Origin of the sequence: Halomonas sp. TG39a (assembly GCF_000744395.1) — a bacterium.
Classification (GTDB): Bacteria; Pseudomonadota; Gammaproteobacteria; order Pseudomonadales; family Halomonadaceae; genus Vreelandella; species Vreelandella ventosae_B.
Map to the genome: position 1 here is coordinate 497,996 of NZ_JQLV01000002.1, position 19,886 is coordinate 517,881.

A 19,886-nucleotide genomic window follows, 5' to 3' on the forward strand; every position below is an offset into this window, starting at 1 on the left:
GTATTGCCCCGCAAACCTATAATGTGAAGCACCATACCAGAAAGTGCCTCAAACTGCGCCGCCATCACATCGCCATCACGCTGCCAGCGGTACAAAAGTTGCCTGAGTCAGCGTGGCTAAATCCCCAGGCGCCAGCTCAATTTCAAGCCCGCGTCGCCCGGCGCTGACATAGATACTGGCGAAAGCCTCGGCGGAGTGATCAATAAAGGTGGCCAAGCGCTTTTTCTGCCCCAGTGGGCTAACACCACCGAGCACATAGCCGGTCGTGCGCTCCACTTCCGACGGCTCTGCCATGGTCGCTTTTTTGGCCCCAGCGACTTTGGCGATCTGCTTTAGGTTTAGCTGCCCTGTGACGGGCACAATACCGACTGCCAGCTGCTTACCATCCAGCTTCACCACTAAGGTTTTAAATACCTGCTCCACCGCGACGCCCAGTTTTTCAGCTGCCTCTAACCCATAGGAGTGCGCGGTGGCATCGTGGTGGTACTCATGGATTTGGAAGGCTATGCCTGCGTGTTTTGCACCATTAATAGCTGGAGTCATGGCGTTCTCTTCGTTAACAGCATTGATACGATGACGTTACTGAGTGGCACACTTCGACCGGTAGGTTAATAACGCGACAGGCAAATGGAAGTCAACTGATTGGCACATGTGGAAGGTTTGATTGATGCTTCTGGAAAGCTGCGTTCCAGCTACTATGCTCAAAAGTGAAATGCTCAACCGTGCAATACTCAATAGTGCAGTAGGTAAAAGGAAGCTAACCGAAAGGAGATCAGCAATGCCAGCAACCTCTAAAGCGCAACAAAAAGCGGCAGGGGCAGCGCTTTCCGCTAAGCGCGGGGAAACCAAGCCCAGTGAACTTTATGGTTCGTCTAAAGAGATGTATGACTCCATGAGCGAGGAGGAGCTAGAAGATTTCGCGAGTACAAAGCGCAAAGGCAAACCGGAAAAGAAACAGGATTAACTATCCCTTTTGATATAAAACCGCCAGCTTAGCGAAGCTGGCGGTTTTGGTTTTGCTAACGACTACTGCTTGCAAGGCACCACTTTACGCAGGGTGTCTTTTGCCCATAGCGTTTGGCCATCCGGCGTACGGCCATGCTCATTCCAGCGTTCGGCGGTTTCAAGGCAGAAAGATCCAGCGCTTTCAACGCTCGCATCGCGGTTAGCCGGGCGCTCTCCGCCAATCCGCATAACATCAGGATTGTCGGTGGTATAGCTTGGCGCAATGGTAGAACTTGCACAGCCAGCGACCAGTGCGGTCAGTAGCAGTACGGGTAAACAGCGGCGCAGTGGCATGTTTTTACAACCCTCAACGTAGCACTATTAAGCCGACACCTATTGTCGGTAGCGCTAAATAGCACTGCCTTTAACAGAACGTCAATCTTTTTTCACCCGCCTCAGCCAGCGACTAAGGTAAGACTGGTAATAGGGCGAAGGTTTAGCCGCTTACAACGCTGCTCGACACTATCGACAATCTCTTGAGCGTCGTTGAACTGCTGCTTGTCGAGCTGGATATCGACCATCAGGAAACTACCCACTTGGGCCAGGCGAACATCGTCAGCGGTGACGTCATAATCGGCAACATCCTCCACCACTTCTTGCCGCACGCTGCTGCATGAGCCGCCAAACATCAGCTCACGTAGCGCTCCTTTCACCATACGAATCGGCATCGGGAGGAAGTAGCCTGCAATGATGAGCACCATGACAGGGTCAGCAAAGCGTGCGTAGCTGGCCCAGGGCGATTGGGTTAACAGCCAGGTAAGCCCAAACCCCAGCATAACGGCGGCGCTCAGCCAGGTATCCATCTGCCACTGGCGCAGCTCGGCGGCAAGTAGCGACGAGCGGGCCACCCGAGCGTATCGCGCCAGCCACCACCAGGTTAATAAACAGCCGGTTACGTTGACCACGCCAAACATCAGCGCCAAATCCAGCGTGACCAGTCGCCCGCCGTCAAGCAGGCTCCACAAAGCCGAAACCAGCGAAACGATACACACCATCGCGATCACTACGCCTTTGAGCAGCACCGCAAGCGGCTCCACCGTCAGCCGCCCAAAGGGGTAGTGATCGTCTGCAGGTTTACGCGCCTGCTTAAGCGCAAATAACGATAGCGACGCCAGCACCAGGCTCAGCAGCGAGTAACCGCTGTCAAAAAGAATCGTTATGGAACCGCTGGTCAGCCCTAGCACCAGCCCGGTAAACGCAAACAGGCTGGCTGAAATAGCTGAAAATCTTAGCGCACGGCGCTCGGCAACAAAGGGGGTCACGCGGATAACTCCATCACGTTAGGCGAATTGTGCGCCATAATAGAGAAGAGTTATGACAATCACGAATCGCTCAGCGCCAAGTTAACTGGCGCTCAACGCATTAAACGAGGCGACTATGCGCGCTGAACAGGTACAGGCTTTTATTGATGTTACCGAGCATGGCTCCTTTGCTGCCGCTGCACGGCATACCGGCTTAAAACGGAGCACGCTAAGTGCTGCCGTCAATGCGCTGGAGGACAGCTTGGGCGTGGCGCTATTTGAGCGCTCGGGCAACAGCCTAACGCTGACCGCCGTAGGCGATAGCGTGCTTCCCGACTGCTACCGTTTACTCACCAGCGCCAGCCGGATCAAGAAACACTGCCACCAACACTTGCAGGGCGTTGAAAGCCAACTCGGCATTGCCCGTGATGACGCTCTCCCCGAGGTGTTTTGGCGCCAGGTGATGCATGATTTAAAACAGCAGTTTCCGTTAACCGCGATTTCGGTGTACTTGGTGCCACCCCAGGAGCACACCCAGTTTGTGCAGCGCCAAACGGTGGATATTGCCTTTGGGCTGTATACCGCTGAAGGTATCGACGCCAACGCCGCCAATCTGGCCCCCGTCAGTATGCGGCTAGTGGCAGCGCCCCATCACCCGCTAAGCCGCCTCCCCAGCGTTAATCGCGACGACTTGGCCCAGTACACTCAAGTGTGTTTAACCCATGTACAGGACGACAAACTGATCAGCGAAGCGCTGTTTTCAGGTAATTACCTTGGGCTGACCATGTTTGAGGTGATTCGCGATGCCGTTATCAACGCTACCGGCTGGGCGCTGCTGCCCTACCCGCTGGTCAAAGGCGCCCTAGAGGCAGGCACGCTCTGCATGCTAAATCACGATCTAGTGCTAGACAGCCACTATTACCGCTATGTGGAGAGCAATAATCGTGGCGTGGTGGCCACCGCCTTATTAAACAAGGTGGCGCACTTCTTAGCTTCCCAGAACTGATACCCGGGCGAGTACCAGGCTAATACTCAGGACTTGCTGACATATCGTTGAAATCTTTTTTGTGGAAAAAAACGCCAAAGCCTTCCACGCTATTAAAAAGAGCTAAATAAGGAGACGCCAGGACACGCCACGTGAGGAACACTGGTAAGTGTCATCCAGACGTAATACGCACCTGCCAGTGTCGAAGTTGCCGTCAACCAAGGAGTGATTCCAACGATGGTACGACTCGATAAGAAAGCCACTCGGCTGTATGTGTTGGACACCAATGTCCTGATTCATGACCCCACCGCGCTCTACCACTTCGATGAGCACGACGTCGTTATCCCCATGACCGTCCTGGAGGAACTTGATAAGCACAAAAATGGTGTACGTGAAATTGCCCGCACGGCTCGCCAAATCAGCCGTACGCTCTCCGACCTTACCAGCCAAGTCACCTTTGATGAGATCCAACGCGGCATTCCGATTCCCCGACTCAGTGGCGACACAGGACGCCTGCACTTTTTATGTTATAACGATTTAAAGCTGTTTGATTCCCTCGACGATAGCCCCGATAACCGCATACTGGCGGAGACCTGTCGCCTACGCGAAGAACGTCCCGACGCCTCGGTCATTCTGATCACCAAAGACATTAACCTGCGCGTTAAAGCCGCTGCGCTGAAAGTACCGGTGGAAGATTATCTCAACGACCGCGCTTTCTCCGACAGTGACGCCATGATTGAGGGCGCACAGGTCTACGCCTCCGCAGGCCAGCATGGCGCTTCATTATGGGAAACGTTGAATGTTGACGTCACCGTAGAACGACTTGATCACCACACTTTCTACCAACTCACTGGCAATATGCCCCGCCACTGGCACGTAGGCATGCTGGTCTCGGATAGCGAAAACGGGGCGGAGTTCGAAGCGATCGTTCGTGAACTGGGCCCCTCTTCAGCGCGTCTTCAGCTGCTGACGAACTACCGCCATCACTCCGGCGTGTGGGGTGTTCACGCCCATGACAGTCGACAAAACTTCACGCTAAACCTCCTCATGGATCCCGATATTGATCTGGTCACCATCGCCGGTAATGCCGGTACGGGTAAGACCTTTATGACCCTGGCCGCGGCCTTTCAGCAAACCCTGGACGCCAAACTGTTTGAACGCATTGTGTTTACCCGCGCGCCAATCCCCATGGGCGAAGACATTGGTTTTCTACCCGGCACCGAGGAGGAGAAAATGTCACCGTGGATGGGTGCCTTCCACGACAATATGGATAACCTGCTGCGCAACGAGGAGGGAGAATCAAGCTGGGATAACGGCGCCACGCGGCAGTTGATTGGCTCGCGGGTGCAAATCCGTTCGCCGAGCTTTATGCGTGGTCGCACCCTAAACGACACCTTTTTAATCATTGATGAGGCACAGAACTTCACCCCCAAACAGCTTAAATCGCTGGTGACACGGGCGGGGCGCAATACAAAAATTGTCTGCCTGGGCAACGTCGGGCAGATTGACACTCCCTACCTCACTGCCAACACCTGCGGCATGGCCGCCGTAGTTGAGCGCTTCCGCGATTGGCCTCACGCTGGGCATATCACCTTGAAAAGCGTCGAGCGCTCGCGCTTGGCCCTAGCGGCGGAAGAGCTGCTTTAGACCTGCTTTTAAAACCAACCGCCTCCCACCGCTAACAAAGGGTGGGGGGATTATTCAGTCTCATTGCTTCCTGCTGAGTCTTTCAATGACCGGGGGGCACCAATAGTGTCCGCGGCAAATGCTTCACGCTCACCTAACGGGCGCGCCTCTCCAATGGTGGTGTCGTTGAAGGTCTGGCGCTCCATCTCACAGTTAACTTCCGCACCAAACAGCACTACAAAGGCAGACAACCAGAACCAGATCATCAGCGCCACCACAGCACCCAGGGAGCCGTAAAGCTCACTAAAGGTAGAGAAGTAGCGCACATAAAGCGAAAGCCCACCGGAACCTAACAGCCACATCACCGTTGCCAGCAGCGTGCCATAGCTTAACCAACTCCACTGGGCCGAACGCCGATAAGGCGCGTAGCGGTACAGCAACGCAATCAGCATACTCATCATGAACAATAATGCGGGCCAGCGCAGCCACTGCAGGATCTTATTCAGCGGTGGGTCAATCGCCAGGGCGTTGACGACCACCGGCACGATGGCAATGAAAGCCAGCGACACCAGGGTCATAAAAATCAAGCCAAAGGTCAGTGATACCAATACCGTACTGCGGTGTAACAGGCTGCGTTTTTCGCTTTCGCCGTACACCACGTTCAGTCCTATGACTAATACCGCCACCCCTTTGGAAGCGATAAACATGGCAATCAGCAACCCGGCTAGAGCACCCAGAAAGCTACCTGACTCCGCACTCTCAACTACCTGCTGGGCCTGCTTATCGATTAATTCGGCAGCATCCGGTGGCATAAAACGACTGATTTCGTACAGCTGCTGGCCAGCTTCATAAGGGTCAAACAGTAATCCCCAGAGTGAAATGACCGCCGCAATGGTGGGGAACAGCGCCAGTAAGGCGTAGAAAGCCACACCGGCGGCCAGCATAGTAAGGCGGTTACGGCGCGCGGCGCGTACTACCCGCCAGGCAATATCGTGCCACCCCCGTTGGGGTATATCACCAGGTACCTGCGCGCGGCGACCGCGAGGGAGCTTACCCATAGCAGGCTCCTGACAAGCACATTCCACACAGTCGTCTCATCGCTGGCCTTCCCACATCAGTAGCGCCGCAAGCAATACGGCAAGCACCATCATCAAACCACTGGCATGGTGACGCAACCAGGACTCAGCAGACAACAGCCGCGTTAAATGCCCCATCAACGTTTCTTCGGTTTTTTGCGCGGTCGCCACGCTTGTCGCTTTCATCTGGGTGCAGCAGTCGCCAACCTGACGTAATGGCACCAGCACAGCGCCTACAATACCCGCGTAGATCCACCATAGGTCGCCGGCGGGGAGTGATTTTCCCTTCAGCGGGCGCGTTAATAACCAACCCACCGCGGCGAACAGCACCCCGACCGGAAAGGGCCACATGATGCCCAGCCACTCTTTCAGCGGGGGTATCTCGATGCTGCCTGCTGGAAGTGGAAGCCACAGCGGTGTTAACAGCGCTGCGGCGATGGCGACTAACCAGGCGCCCCACTGCTCGCGGTTACTGCCCCCCTTATGACGCTGCTGCCACTGACGCCAAAGGGCAACACTCACGAGTGCCGCCGTGCCAACAGCCGCCCAGCTGAGCAGCTTGATCAAGGACTCATGGTGCATTTCGTACAGCGGACTCTTCACGCCCCACTTGCTGATCAGGCCCGCACCAATGGCGCCCGCCAACGAGATACCCGGCAGGGCCAGCAACGCCCAAACCAACGGCAGCGGCCAGCGCGGCAAGTGCTCGCTGATACTGGTGCCCATAAACAGCGAACCTTTGGCCAGCGCGTGATGGGCGGCAAATAGTACCAAGCCTGGCCATAGCAGCGGCCATACCGCTGGCGCGACTAACCCCATGGCCACTAGCGCGGTCATCATGCCCATCTGGCTGATGCTGGAGTATGCCAACACCGCTTTAGGGTGGCGCTGAAAAACCCCATACAGCGCGGCGCCAAACGCCGCCGACAGCCCTGCAATTAACATAATGCGGCCAAACTGAGCTAATGAGGCCGAAACCTGTTCACTCCCTAGCGGCAGCACACTGATCCAGCCCAGCAGTCCCGCCTTAATCATCGCCCCGCTCAGCACTGCACTGGCCGGGGCCGGAGCCACCGGGTGGGCTAACGGTAGCCATACGTGCAAGCCAATAACACCTGCTTTCACGCCAAAGCCCAAGCACAGCAGGGCGGCCATCCATGCACCTTGTTCTGCAACCAAAATGCCTTCACGCAGGCCTTGCAGCGTTAATGTGTCAGCTTCGCCGGCTGCCCATAGAAAGCCGCCTATAATGAGTCCTTCCCCCACCACGGCTAACATCAAATAAGCCTTGGCCCCCAGTCGTGCCTCCTCAGTTCCGCTATGCACCACCAGGGCGTAGGCGGCGAAGGTCATCAGCGCAAAGCCTAGATAGAAACTGGCAATATCCTGGGCAATAATCAGCAGTACGTTGCCGAGCAGTGTCAGCGGCCAAAGCAGCGCTAAACGCAACAGGCGTCGCTGAGTATCCTGATCCCCCTCCTGGGCCTTCGCCTGTTCCGTCGCAAAATAGCCCCTCGCGTGGATGGCTGCCAACCCCCAGAGCAGCGCGGTAAACGCAAGCCAAGGGCGGCTTAGCGAGTTAAGCGCCCATTCGCCGCCCAGCATCCAGGCATCCATCGTCCACTGCGCTTCACCGCCGTAGGCTAGCAGCAGCGCGGGCCAAGCGGCGCTTAGCCATAGTGCTGAAAAATAGCTCTGACAAGCAGCCGGAGCGCGGTAGGCGCCCCATAGCGTCCAACCGATGACGACCAGCGGCCAAAGTAGCGCCAGGGCGAGCAGCATGGTCATCATGGTAGATACTCCCCGTTGGCTACCCGAGCCGCCCAATCCAAGGGGCTAAAGGGGAGCCCGGCAAATAGCCCGGCCCCCAAACTCACCAAGGCGGTAAACATCATTGGTAACAGCAGCCAACTATGGGTTTCAAAACGGCCTAGACGCTGCTCTTTGGGCCAACTGCCTTTGCCATGGGCGGGCCCTGAACGGAACCATAAGCGGTGCACAATGGGTAAAAAGTACATGGCGTTGAGGGTACTGCTCGCCACTAGCACGGCGACGACCCAGTACATCTCGGCCTGAATCGCGCCAACGCCGAGGTACCACTTGGTAATAAACCCCGCAACGGGAGGAAGGCCAATCATGCCAAACGCGCCGATAGTAAACGCGATGCTGGTCAACGGCATACGCTTACCAGCACCGTCCATTTCATCGATGCGATGAATCCCCAGCTCTTCGGCATAGTTACCCGCACAGAAGAACAGCGTGACCTTCATTAAGCCCTGATGCAGCAAGTGCGCCAAGGCGCCGACGGTGCCAAACGGGCCGAATAAGCCGATGCCGAGAATGACGTAGGAGACCTGGCTAATCGTGGAGAACGCGAGGCGTGGTTTGAGCTCCTCTTGAGCAATCGCCCTTAACGAGCCATAGATAATCGTAATCGAGGCCGCTACCGCTAACGCGGTGATAACGCCCAGCTCCACGCTCAGCTCAATGCCAAACAGGTCGTAAACCACCCGCAAAATGCCAAACGCGCCCGCCTTCACCACCGCTACCGCGTGCAGCAGTGCACTCACCGGTGCGGGCGCCACCATCGCCCTGGGTAACCAACCGTGTAGCGGCACCATAGCCGCCTTTACCGCAAGCCCACCGACTAATAGGGCAAAAATCAGCGTCAGCAAGCCACGGTGATCGTTCAAATAGTCGCCCAGACCTTCTTCTGAAGAGAACGATTGATCCCCGGTCAGGCTATACAGCAGCACGGCCCCCAATAGCAGCACCACACCGGCTGTTAGCGTATAGCGCAAATAGACGCGCCCCGCATTGAGGGCTTGCTGCGTCCCCTTGTGAACCACCAGCGGGTAGGTGGAGAGCGTCAACATTTCGTAGAAAACCAGAAAGGTAAACAGGTTATCGGCGAGGGCAATGCCGATCGTGCTCGCCACGCAGAGACTAAAAAAGCCAAAAAAGCGCTTCCGGTTGGCCGAACCTTCCAAGTAACCGATGGCATACACCGTGGTGCATAGCCAAAGCAGCGACGATAACCCGGCGAACATCACCCCTAGCGCATCGCTGCGCAGGACAAAATCAACGCCCCCTACTACCTGAAAGCTAAAAATATCCTCATGTCCCGCGGCTACCCGCCTGACCATCAGGGCGACCAGAACAATTTTAACCACCGCCGCCGCTAGGTTAATCGTCGTGCGCAGCCGCCGGGCGTCTTCCGGCAGCGCAAAGATAATCACCACCACCAGTAGCGAAGTGGCCAGAGCAGTCATCGGTAACCAGGCGGCATTCATGGGCTACCTCCGTGCATCAATTCCAAAGGGAAATGCGCCAATAGCCCCAGGGCGAACGCAATCAGAGCAAGCGTTAGTGCAATCAGATCCATGCCCGGCGCCAAGGGTTGATAACGATGCCGTGGGGCTGTCTCATCAAAGGAGTAGCGAAACATGCGAAACACATAGGCAGCAGTGAGTAGCGTACCGGTTAATAACGCCGCCACCGCCCACCACTGCTGGGTGATGATCATCGCCTGAAGCAGCATCCATTTAGCCGTGAAGCCCGCACTGGGCGGAAGGCCCATCAGGGTGATGGAGGCGATGCCAAACACCAATAGCGACAGTGGCAAACGGCGGCTGGTACCGGCCAGGCCTTTGAGCGTGCTCTCCCCGGTGGCCAGTATCAGGTTGCCTGCGGCCATAAACATGGCGGCTTTGGCAAAGGCGTGGCCCATTAGCTGCAGCCAAAACCCCTCCCAGGCTAACGCCCGGGGCAGCGGCGCAATATCGGGCCCCAGCAGCAGCGGAAAAGCCACCATGAGATACCCCAACTGGGCCACGGTGGACGAAGCCACCAGGGTTTTAAGTGAATCAGTACGCCAGGCCAGTAACCCGCCCCATACAATCGCCAGTAGGCCTAGCCAGGCGATAACACGCGGGGCGTAGAAGGTTTCAGGTAGCAGAATGCTCCACAGCTGCAGCAGTATAAATAGCGACGCCTTGATCACCAGCGCGGCATGCAGCGCGCTCACGGGCGTCCAGGCATTTTCGTGCACCGGGGTCAACCAGGCATGCAGCGGAAATAGCGCGGCTTTTAAGGCCAGCCCAGCGCCAATCAGTGCGGCGGCGAACCACGCCACCGGCCCAGGCTCTACCACATCAGCCAAGCCCTGCAGATCCAATCGACCCCAGTGACCTAAAATCAACGCGACCCCGAGTAGATAGGTAAGAGAACCCACCAGCGCCAACAGCAAATAGCGCATTCCCGCCACGAGTGCGGGCACTTTGCCCGATAGCATCAGCATGCCAACCGCCGCCAGCCCCATTAGCTCCAGCCCGGCATAAAGGGTCAACAGATCGGTGGCCAGCCAAATTAACGACAACGCACTCAGTACAACGCCCATCAGCGGCCACAGCCAGCGTGCCAATGGCCCGGTTTCGCTTAAGCGCAGATATCCCGGTGTATAGAGCGCTGCGGCAACGCCGATCACTTGGGTCATTAACAGCAGCAGCACGCTTAGTCCGTTTAAGCGTAGCGATAAGTGAACACCGGCTATTTCCCACTGCCAGCGGAGCAGACCCGCCTGGTCATAAGCAGATAACAGCATCCACCCGGACGCCAGAACTGGCAGGCTAGCCAGCGCCACAGGCCATGCCCGCTTAGGAGGAAAGAGTGCCGCCAGCATGCCCAGTAGTAGCGGCAAGCCAAGCGCAGCTAACAGCGCCCAATGGGTACTAGCAAGAGGTTCAAAGGTGCTCTCGAAAAGGCCAAAGCGCCAAATCATTTGGCGCCCTCCTTGGGCTTACCGTCAGGCCCTAAGGCCTCGACCCCTTCCAGGTGCAAAAGCTGTCGAATTAGCAGCGCCCCCAGCATCGTCCCCAGCCAGGCGACCAACAGCCCGACGCTAATTAACGCCTGAGCCGCCGCCGAGGTGCCCGCCACACCCGCCAGCAGCATAAATACCCCCGAGCCGAGAATATTGAACGCCAGCAAACGGCGCAGCAAATGACGGTGTAGTGCAAAAGCTCCCAATGCACTAGCGGCAATCACCACCCCCGCCAGCAGCAGTGGATGCTCTGAAGGTGAATACGCCATGTCAGCGATGACATAGCGGATTGCGGCACCGACCATGACAAACCAGGCCAGCGCCAACGCCACGCGCATCGCCACCCGCGACCAGGGCTCGCTAAATCTATCGCGCTCTAGAGGGGATGAAACACCCGGCGAAACGTGGCCCAGGGCATAAAAAAAACAGGCTCCTGTTAGCACAACGCCCAACACGAGTTCGGCAGCGGCGAGCCAGGGAGCCTCTAGCCGCCACCAAGCCAGCGTCATTGCCGCTGCAAAGGCGACAAAAAAGCAGCAGGCGCGCAGCAAGTGGCGATCAAACAGGCACACTAGCGCCGCCACCGTTAGGCATAGCGCCAGCAGCATTTCCATTGCTTCAAGAGGTTTCATCGCATCAAAGAAAGCTATCATTCGTTTTCGCTACATCCTTGCATCGGTCACGAATAGGAGGAGGCGCTTAGTTTAGGCGAGAACCCAACCACTTGCCGATATCATTGACCTGCTGGGGGCAGAGCGCATGGGCCATGGGGTATTGGCGGTAGTTGACCGCGTAGCCCATCTCTTTTAAGCGGTCGGCGCCGCTGCGACCCAGGCTTTCAGGCACAATGGGGTCAAAGTTACCGTGCTGAACTTCCACAGGAATCTGACGATTAGCTTCTGCAAGATCGATATTGTCGGCGGTCGCGAAGTAGGTCGACATGGCTAACAAGCCACCCAGCTGCGCGGGAAAAGTCAGCGCGGCGTGGTAGGCAACCGCGCCACCTTGCGAAAAGCCCGCGACAATAATGCGCTGGCTATCGATACCCTGGTCAATCTGCTCTTGAATCAGCGCTTGGATGCGCTCAGCGGATTTCTTGAGTTGAACCTCATCGACCCGACGCCCCAAATCCATGGCGAGAATATCGTACCAAGCGGGCATCACCATGCCGCCATTAATCGTCACCGGCAGGCGTGGCGCATGGGGCATGATAAAACGCACGTGGGAATCTTTGGGCAGCGCCAGTGCGGGCACAAGCGGTTCAAAATCGTGCCCATCCGCACCTAAGCCGTGAATAATGAACACACAGGCATCGGCGGGTTGACCATCTTTCGGTTCAATAATCAGTTCGCCAGGAGCAGTCATAACGTCGTATTCCTTATGCAAAAAGCGTCACCCTAGCGCAAACCCGCGTTAACAGCGAGCGGGAGAGCGCCTAAAATAGTCACAGCCCACTTAAAAAGGCCATACCAGGGGAATTAATACCAGCGCTATCGCGCCCGTCAGTATATTTAATCCACTGCCCAGGCGCAGAAAATCGCTCACCCGGTAACCCCCAGGGCCATACACCATCAAATTGGTTTGATAGCCGATGGGGGTTAAAAAGCTCGCCGAGGCGGCAAACATGACGGCCACCACATAGGGCATTGGGCTAACGCCCAAGCTTTCCGAGGCACTCATCACCACCGGGAAAATAATCACCGCCGCTGCGTTATTGGTAACCAGTTCGGTCAGCAGCGCAACCACGCAGTAAGTGCCTATTAACAGCAGCAGTGGATTACCCGCCACCAGGGTCAACACCCCACCGCCGATCACCCCGGCAGCGCCGGAACTCTGCAGCGCCGCCCCCACCCCAAAGGAGGCCGCAATGGTGAGCAGCACCTGGGTATCCAGGTCACGCTTGGCAGCGCCCACCGAACAGCAGCCCGTTAGTAGCGCCAATGCCGCCCCTAACATGGCAGCGTTGAGCATGCTCAGCACACCGAAGGTGGCAAGTAGCACGGCACCTAACAGCAGGCCCCACGCTAGCGGCGCTTTTTCATGAATCGGCCGCGCCGCGCCATTGAGTTCACTAATCAGCAAAAAGTCCCGTGACTGGCGGTGCCGCTCAATAAACGGGGGCCGCGCTTCAAGCAGCAGCACATCGGCGGGCTGCAGCCGCACCTGCCCCAGATTGCCCTTAACCCGTTCACCGCCACGGCAGATCGCCAGCACTGCGGCTCCATACAAAGTCCTAAAGTGGCCATCGCGAATTCGCTGGCCAATAAACTGGCACTGGTTGGAGACCACCGCCTCAACCAAGCGACGCTCTTTAAACTCCTTCTCCAAACTGGAAGTGCCGTCTCGGGAAGGGATCAAACCGCGGATTTGCTGCAACTCCACTGCCGCATCAGAGGTGCCTGCAAACACCAACCGGTCGCCGCCTTTGAGCTGCTCGCCCGGCCCAACAACGCTAACCACGTTGCCTGCACGCTCAATCTCAACCAGAAACAACTCCTGCAGGTGGCGTAGTCCCGCCTCTTCGACGGTACGATCCACCAACACGCCTGCCGGGTCGACTTCCATTTCGATAGTGAATTCGCGTGGGTTGGCAAACGCATTGGCCAGTCCTTCCCTAGCGGGCAACAGACGTGGCCCTAACAAGACTAGATAAGCAAGACCTGCGATTGCTACGGGAACACCTACCCAGGCCAAATCCAACAGGCCCATGCCAAGCTCCGGGTAGCGCTCCAGCAGCAGTCCATGTACCACTAGGTTAGTGCTGGTACCAAAGAGCGTGATGGTGCCGCCGAGGATAGAGGCGAAGCTGAGCGGCATCAGCAACCGCTGGGGAGACAAGCGTAGCCGACGGCTCCAGCTCATGACCGCGGGAATATAGGTAGCAACGACGGGGGTATTATTGACAAAGCCGCTAAGCGAAGCCACCGGCAGCAACAGGCGAACCAGCGCGCCCCGCTCGCTTTTGGGCCGTTTGAGCACATAGCGAATGATCAGGTCGATGCCGCCGGTTTCACGAATGCTGGCCACCAGCACATACATAAACGCCACGGTAAACAGGCCGCTATTGGAGAAGCCCCCTAGCGCCTGCTGGGGGTCAATCACCCCCAGCGTCATTAGCACAATAACCGCGCCCAACAAGATAATGTCCGGCCCCAGGCGTGAAAAGGCCATTAACGGGAAGATGGTGAGTACCACCCCTACCGCTATCCAAGCATCCAGCGACATAACCACGACATCCTTAACAAATAAGCATGGCGGTATTGTGAAGCCAATCCTATATTCTAAAAAGTTATTTTTAGAAACATTTAAAGATCTAAATGGAATATGGTGTGAGGTGTGAGGTGTGAGGTGTGAGGTGTGAGGTGTGAGGTGTGAGGTGTGAGGTGTGAGGTGAGCTAAGTTTAGGTTACAAAACCTAAAAAGCGAAAACCCCGCGCTCGGCGGGGTTTTCTGGTCAATCAACGCTAGGCGGTGATTGTTAACACCTTAGTAAAGGAATTAACCTTCTACTTTGATGTTAGAAGCCTGAAGGCCTTTTTTACCCTGGGTGACGTCGAAGGAAACCTTCTGGCCGTCTTGCAGGGATTTGAAGCCTTCTGCCTGAATTTCAGAGAAATGCGCGAACAGATCGTCGCCATTGTCGTCAGGAGAAATGAAGCCGAAACCTTTAGTGTCGTTGAACCACTTAACGGTACCAGTTGCCATGATCGAAATCCTCGATGTTGCTAATTAAACCGGGAAATACCCGAATTGCAGTGGGTATAACAAGAGACTTTCACCAGATTTAACGCTAGAGGCGCTTCTATACTGCTGACAACGTTCGACTTGCTAACCAACTGGCTTTATTTTGCGCTTAACCACCCTCCTCCGTCAACACCCCCCATAAAACGCGAGTTAATAGCTCTTGCCACTAGCCATTGCCTGCAACCTAGGCAGCTAACGACGCTCAGCCAGCATCCAACCCGCGGCCTTTTCCGCAATCATCAGCGTGGGCGAGTTCGTGTTGCCGCTGGTGATGGTTGGCATAATGCTCGCATCAGCCACCCGCAGTCCTCTAACGCCGCGCACTCGCAGCCGTGCGTCGACCACTGCCATGGCATCATCCTCACGGCCCATTCTCGCGGTGCCCACTGGGTGGAATATCGTCGTGCCAATATCACCGGCCAGCCGGGCCAGCTCATCGTCGCTTTGGTACTCGACGCCGGGCTTGACCTCTTCCGGCGCGTATTTGGCAAACGCAGGCTGCCCGGCGATACGCCTCGTCACCCGTAGAGAATCCGCGGCCACCTTGCGATCTTCAGGAGTACTCAGGTAATTGGGAGAAATCGCCGGTGCCTGGCGTGGGTCACTGCTTTTAAGCCGCACGGTGCCACGGCTGGTAGGATTCAAATTGCATACGCTGGCGGTAATCGCTGGGTACGGGTGCAGCGGCTGGCCAAAGGCTTCCAGGCTTAGCGGCTGAACGTGGTACTCAATATTGGGGTGCGGCTGATCCTGCGTACTGCGGGTAAAAGCTCCTAACTGCGAAGGCGCCATGCTCATCGGCCCAGAGCGCTTAAGCAGGTACTCAAGGCCAATGCCCGCTTTACCCCACAGCGTGCTGGCCATGGCATTGAGGGTTTTGCCATTAGTAATCCGATATATCGAACGAATCTGCAGGTGATCCTGCAAATTCTCGCCGACGCCCGGCAGCTCATGCACGACCTCAACGCCATGCTCTCGCAGCGTCTCTGCGGGCCCCACACCGGAAAGCTGAAGTAGATGTGGCGTACCAATAGCGCCGGCGCAGAGCACCACTTCTGCATTGCCCCCCTCCTTGGTCAAAATAGCATGTTGGGTTTTGCCCCCTCGCTCTACCTCTACACCCGTGCAGCGTAGTGCTTCCGCTTGCTCAAAGAGCAGCCGATTGACCTGGGTAGAGTGCCATAGCGTGAGGTTGCCGCGTTTCAGCGCGGGTCGTAAAAACGCTTTGGCGGTATTCCAGCGCCAGCCCGAGCGCTGATTGACCTCAAAGTAGGCCACGCCCTCATTAGAGCCGCGGTTAAAATCGTCGGTACGCGGGATGCCCGCCTGCACGGCAGCTTCGGCGAAATCATCCAGCACCTGCCACTTGAGTCGCTGCTTTTCGATCCGCCACTCGCCACCGTGGCCGTGGAAATCGCGGTGTTTTGCGTCTGCATCGCCGCCCTCGTCCAGACGGTAGTGGTCTTCATGTTTGATAAAGTCGGGTAGGCAGTTCTCCCAACGCCAGGCATCTTCGCCGGTGACTTCCGCCCAGTGATCATAGTCACGCGCTTGGCCGCGCATATAGATCATACCGTTGATGCTGGAGCAGCCGCCCAGGGTTTTCCCCCGCGGGTAGAGCAGCGAACGGCCATTGAGCCCTTTATCTGGCTCGGTGCGAAATAGCCAGTCGGTGCGTGGGTTATTTATGCAGTAGAGATAGCCCACCGGGATATGAATCCAGTGGTAGTTATCGCGACCGCCCGCCTCTATCAGCAGCACCTTATTATTGGGATTGGCGCTCAAACGATTAGCCAGCAGGCACCCCGCGGTGCCTGCGCCAATCACGATATAGTCGAAATTGTTATTGGTGGGTTCTGACATTAGTCGGCTCCGGTAACGTGTGGGCGTTACTTCGCAGTGGGCATTACAAATTCAGCCCCGGCATCAATCGAGTCCGACCAGCGCTGCATAATCGATTTCTGCTTGGTGTAGAAACGCACGCCCTCTTCGCCATAGGCGTGGGTATCACCAAACATTGAGCGCTTCCAGCCGCCAAAGCCGTGCCACGCCATGGGCACCGGAATGGGCACATTGATACCCACCATGCCGACCTGAATACGGCGGCCAAACTCCCGCGCCACCGTACCGCTTTCGGTAAAGCAGCTTACGCCGTTACCGAATTCATGATCGTTAATCAACTGAATGGCCGTGGCGATATCCGGCACCCGCACACAGACCAGTACCGGGCCAAAAATTTCCTCTTTGTAGATCGTCATCTCGGGAGTGACATTGTCGAACAGCGTGCCGCCCATCCAGAACCCTTCGGCGCACTCCTCCCCCGCCGTAGAGGCGTCAAAGGTACGACCATCGACCACCAGTTCAGCGCCTTCAGCCACGCCTTTTTCGATATAGCCGGTAATCCGCTGATGAGCCTCACGGGTCACAATGGGGCCCATTTCCGCATCCAGCTGCATGCCATCTTTTACTTTTAGCGCTTTGGCCCGTTCAGCCAATGCTGGGACAACTTTATCCGCCACATCACCGACCAGCACCGCCACGCTAATCGCCATGCAGCGCTCACCGGCAGAGCCGTAGGCAGCGCCAATCAGCGCATCGACGGCTTTATCCAAATGCGCATCCGGCATCACTACCATATGATTTTTGGCCCCGCCCAAGGCTTGAATACGCTTGCCGTTGCGGGCGCCGCGCTCGTAGATCAGGTTGGCAATCGGCGTGGAGCCCACAAACGACAGCGCCTTAACATGCGGGTGGTCGATGAGCGCTTCCACGGAGTCTTTATCACCCTGCACAACGTTAAACACGCCATCGGGCAGGCCTGCCTGCTTTAGCAAGTCAGCCATCAGCAGCGAAGCACTGGGATCAAGGGGGCTTGGCTTCAAAATAAACGTATTCCCCGCCGCAATTGCCAGCGGGAACATCCACATCGGCACCATGGCTGGGAAATTAAATGGCGTTATACCAGCCACGACGCCTAACGGCTGGCGCATCGTCCAATTATCAATCCCGGTACTCACCTGCTCGGTGTAGTCACCCTTTAACAGCTGCGGAATTCCACAGGCAAATTCGACAATATCGATACCGCGGGCCACTTCACCCTGGGCGTCGGTGAACACCTTGCCGTGCTCTTTGGTAATCGCTTCGGCTAGCTCATCTTTATGGGCGTTTAACAGCTCTAAAAACTTGAACATCACCCGGGCGCGTCGGATGGGTGGGGTATCAGCCCAGGCGGGAAAAGCGGCTTGGGCGGCCTCTACCGCGGTATTGACGTCCGCCGGGGAAGCCAGCGATACATGACCGGTAACACGGCCGGTGGCGGGGTTGAATACATCCTGAGAGTGAGAAGATTCTCCAGCGCTGACCTGGCCATTAATAAAGTGTTGAATCGCTGTTGTTGTCATGAGGAGTACCTGTTTTAAGAACGCATGTTGAGAGCGTGTGCAAAGAGCTTACCTTCAGCCTAGCCTACTGGGCACTGCGAACGGATCAATTGAGTTATTTAAAAGCCAGTTATAAGCTCTGCTAATATCACGACAAGTATTTGAGGCTAATCATGCAAGAGTACGCCACCCTGCGCGCCTTCGTGGCCGTTGCACGAACGGGCAGCGTGTCACGCGCCGCCGAGCAGCTACACCTGACCCAACCAGCCATTAGCCTAAAGTTGAAGCAGCTGCAGGCGAATTTAGGCCTCACGCTGTTTAGCCGCCGTCCTCAGGGCCTTGCGTTGACGGCCGATGGCCATGCGCTGCTGCCCGCCGCCGAAAAAGCCCTGGCCAGCGCCCAGGCGTTTGAGCAAACCGCCGGGACATTACACAGCACGCTGCGCGGCAAGCTCTCAATCGGCACCATCGTCGACCCCGAATTTCTCCGCCTGGGCGCCTTTTTAAGCCGCTTAATGGCCCGCGCGCCCCAGTTAGAAACCGAGCTGCACCATGGCATGAGCGGCAGCGTGCTTAACCGCATTGAACAGGGCAATTTAGATGTCGGTTTTTATTTAGCGCCGCCCGGCGAAGGTCCTGGTCTAGCCTCTGGGCTCACCCCTGGCAAAGGGCATGAGGCGCTGGCTTGGCGAGAGCTAACGCATTTTCACTACCATGTGGTTGCCCCCGCGGGCTGGGAAAACCGGCTTATCGATACCCGCTGGGAGCACCTGGCCACGCTGCCGTGGATTGTCACGCCCCAAAATTCCGCCCACCATCGGCTATTAAAACAGGCGCTTGGACCAAGCGGCGCAGTACCCAATCGGGTGGCCCAGGTTGACCAGGAGGCCTGCATGCTTGACCTAGTGCGCGCAGGTGTCGGCCTAAGCCTGGCCCGGGACGCTCTAGCGATGACCGAACGCCAGGAGAGTGGCCTAGCCGTGGCCGACAACATTCGACTGCCCTGTGCATTAAGCTTTATTTGGCGACACGAAAGCGCCAACGAGCCTCCGGTAAATGCAGCGCTGAGTACACTGGATGAGGTATGGCCACATCGACCCGGCTAGCTTGTAACAGAATGGCTGTAAGGAAATCGCGCTTGATGCCACTAATCGGCTCAACAGCACGCAATGACTCGCTACCACCACTGGAGTGCCTACAATGACCCGACTTCCGCTTTTGCGCCCCTTAACGCTCAGTATCATGGCAGTTGCAGGCCTCGCCAGTGCGTCACTCCAAGCCCAGTCGTCTCAAGAGCAGGCCAATGCAGAAGCGACGTTTGCCGGGGGCTGCTTCTGGTGCATGGAACCTCCTTACGACACCCAACCCGGCGTCAGTGCCACCATTTCCGGCTATATCGGCGGCGAGCTAGAGAACCCCAGCTACGAAGATATCTCCAAGGGTGGTACTGGCCATGCTGAAGTCGTGCAAATCGAATACGACTCCGAGCAGATCAGCTACGAGCAGCTCTTAGAAATCTTCTGGCGCAACATCGACCCCTTTGCGGTCGACCGTCAGTTCTGCGACGTGGGCGATCAGTACCGTTCGGCGATCTTTTATCACAATGACGAGCAGCGTGAACTTGCCGAAGCGTCCAAAGCGGAAATGGAGGCACGCTTTGACCGAGACGTTGCCACCCAAATAGTACCGGCCACCACCTTCTGGCCTGCCGAGGAGTACCACCAGGACTATTATCAAAAGAACCCCGTGCGTTATAAGTTCTACCGCTACAGCTGTGGTCGCGACGGTCGCCTGGAAGAAGTATGGGGCGAAGAAGCCGGCGGGCCTACGTTTGAGTAGCAAAGCATCTTATTCGCTTTCATCATGGAACTGATTGCTTAGCACGTTGCCTGAAAATAAACACAGCTATTATGCAAACACGCTCATTTTGTACTAGAGTGACTGCACATTAAAAGTAGACCGGTCGACTAAGCGCCCAGGAGCTGGACGCTTTGACCCAAACGTTGA

At 56.7% G+C, this 19,886-nt stretch carries 18 protein-coding genes; 5 read left to right on the forward strand and 13 right to left on the reverse strand.

The window, feature by feature from the left end; all coding sequences use genetic code 11:
• Window positions 1–75 precede the first annotated feature (75 nt).
• Entirely contained in the window at window positions 76–543 is a 468-nt protein-coding gene (gene ybaK, locus U738_RS20455) for a Cys-tRNA(Pro) deacylase (RefSeq protein WP_035584855.1), read from the reverse strand.
• Window positions 544–778: 235 nt separating this feature from the next.
• Here ybaK and U738_RS20460 point away from each other — a divergent pair, with 235 nt between their 5' ends.
• On the forward strand, window positions 779–964 hold the full coding sequence (locus tag U738_RS20460) for a DUF3008 family protein (protein ID WP_035584858.1): 186 nt from the start codon (window positions 779–781) through the stop codon (window positions 962–964).
• 62 nt (window positions 965–1,026) lie between these two features.
• Here the strand turns inward: U738_RS20460 and U738_RS20465 are convergent, their stop codons facing one another.
• Window positions 1,027–1,299, reverse strand: coding sequence for a hypothetical protein (locus U738_RS20465; RefSeq protein WP_022522459.1), 273 nt, complete (start codon window positions 1,297–1,299; stop codon window positions 1,027–1,029).
• Between the two features lie 101 nt (window positions 1,300–1,400).
• Window positions 1,401–2,267 carry a cation diffusion facilitator family transporter gene (locus tag U738_RS20470; RefSeq protein WP_035584861.1) on the reverse strand — a complete coding sequence of 289 codons (867 nt, stop codon included), beginning with the start codon at window positions 2,265–2,267 and terminating at the stop codon, window positions 1,401–1,403.
• 115 nt (window positions 2,268–2,382) lie between these two features.
• Here U738_RS20470 and U738_RS20475 point away from each other — a divergent pair, with 115 nt between their 5' ends.
• Complete coding sequence (locus tag U738_RS20475) at window positions 2,383–3,252, forward strand: LysR family transcriptional regulator (RefSeq protein WP_035584863.1); 870 nt, start codon at window positions 2,383–2,385, stop codon at window positions 3,250–3,252.
• A gap of 216 nt (window positions 3,253–3,468) precedes the next feature.
• Window positions 3,469–4,878 carry a PhoH family protein gene (locus U738_RS20480; protein ID WP_035584865.1) on the forward strand — a complete coding sequence of 470 codons (1,410 nt, stop codon included), beginning with the start codon at window positions 3,469–3,471 and terminating at the stop codon, window positions 4,876–4,878.
• A 50-nt stretch (window positions 4,879–4,928) separates the two neighbouring features.
• Here the strand turns inward: U738_RS20480 and U738_RS20485 are convergent, their stop codons facing one another.
• From U738_RS20485 to U738_RS20530, 10 genes are all read right to left on the reverse strand, one after another.
• Window positions 4,929–5,915, reverse strand: coding sequence for a YihY/virulence factor BrkB family protein (locus U738_RS20485; RefSeq protein WP_035584867.1), 987 nt, complete (start codon window positions 5,913–5,915; stop codon window positions 4,929–4,931).
• A 36-nt stretch (window positions 5,916–5,951) separates the two neighbouring features.
• Window positions 5,952–7,724, reverse strand: a complete 1,773-nt coding sequence (locus U738_RS20490; RefSeq protein WP_035584870.1) for a complex I subunit 5 family protein — start codon at window positions 7,722–7,724, stop codon at window positions 5,952–5,954.
• Window positions 7,721–9,226, reverse strand: coding sequence for a complex I subunit 5 family protein (locus U738_RS20495; protein ID WP_035584872.1), 1,506 nt, complete (start codon window positions 9,224–9,226; stop codon window positions 7,721–7,723). Before U738_RS20495 ends, U738_RS20490 begins: the two co-directional genes overlap by 4 nt.
• Window positions 9,223–10,713: a complex I subunit 5 family protein gene (locus U738_RS20500; RefSeq protein WP_035584875.1), complete on the reverse strand. Its 1,491-nt coding sequence runs from the start codon at window positions 10,711–10,713 to the stop codon at window positions 9,223–9,225. The genes U738_RS20495 and U738_RS20500 overlap by 4 nt, the downstream gene beginning before the upstream one ends.
• Window positions 10,710–11,408: a hydrogenase subunit MbhD domain-containing protein gene (locus U738_RS22770; RefSeq protein WP_081899173.1), complete on the reverse strand. Its 699-nt coding sequence runs from the start codon at window positions 11,406–11,408 to the stop codon at window positions 10,710–10,712. The genes U738_RS20500 and U738_RS22770 overlap by 4 nt, the downstream gene beginning before the upstream one ends.
• 46 nt (window positions 11,409–11,454) lie before the next feature.
• A complete protein-coding gene (locus U738_RS20510; protein WP_035584878.1) occupies window positions 11,455–12,120 on the reverse strand; it encodes an alpha/beta hydrolase in 666 nt (221 codons plus the stop codon).
• A gap of 90 nt (window positions 12,121–12,210) precedes the next feature.
• Window positions 12,211–13,980 carry an SLC13 family permease gene (locus U738_RS20515; protein ID WP_035584881.1) on the reverse strand — a complete coding sequence of 590 codons (1,770 nt, stop codon included), beginning with the start codon at window positions 13,978–13,980 and terminating at the stop codon, window positions 12,211–12,213.
• Between the two features lie 273 nt (window positions 13,981–14,253).
• The gene (locus tag U738_RS20520) at window positions 14,254–14,460 is read right to left on the reverse strand and encodes a cold-shock protein (protein ID WP_022522448.1); all 207 of its coding nucleotides are present in this window, start codon (window positions 14,458–14,460) and stop codon (window positions 14,254–14,256) included.
• Window positions 14,461–14,691: 231 nt separating this feature from the next.
• The gene (locus U738_RS20525) at window positions 14,692–16,362 is read right to left on the reverse strand and encodes a GMC family oxidoreductase (protein ID WP_035584884.1); all 1,671 of its coding nucleotides are present in this window, start codon (window positions 16,360–16,362) and stop codon (window positions 14,692–14,694) included.
• A gap of 26 nt (window positions 16,363–16,388) precedes the next feature.
• Entirely contained in the window at window positions 16,389–17,900 is a 1,512-nt protein-coding gene (locus U738_RS20530; RefSeq protein WP_035584887.1) for a CoA-acylating methylmalonate-semialdehyde dehydrogenase, read from the reverse strand.
• A gap of 152 nt (window positions 17,901–18,052) precedes the next feature.
• Here U738_RS20530 and U738_RS20535 point away from each other — a divergent pair, with 152 nt between their 5' ends.
• Window positions 18,053–18,985, forward strand: coding sequence for a LysR family transcriptional regulator (locus U738_RS20535; RefSeq protein WP_035584890.1), 933 nt, complete (start codon window positions 18,053–18,055; stop codon window positions 18,983–18,985).
• Window positions 18,986–19,079: 94 nt separating this feature from the next.
• Complete coding sequence (msrA, locus tag U738_RS20540) at window positions 19,080–19,718, forward strand: peptide-methionine (S)-S-oxide reductase MsrA (protein ID WP_035584893.1); 639 nt, start codon at window positions 19,080–19,082, stop codon at window positions 19,716–19,718.
• The last annotated feature ends 168 nt before the right edge of the window (window positions 19,719–19,886 follow it).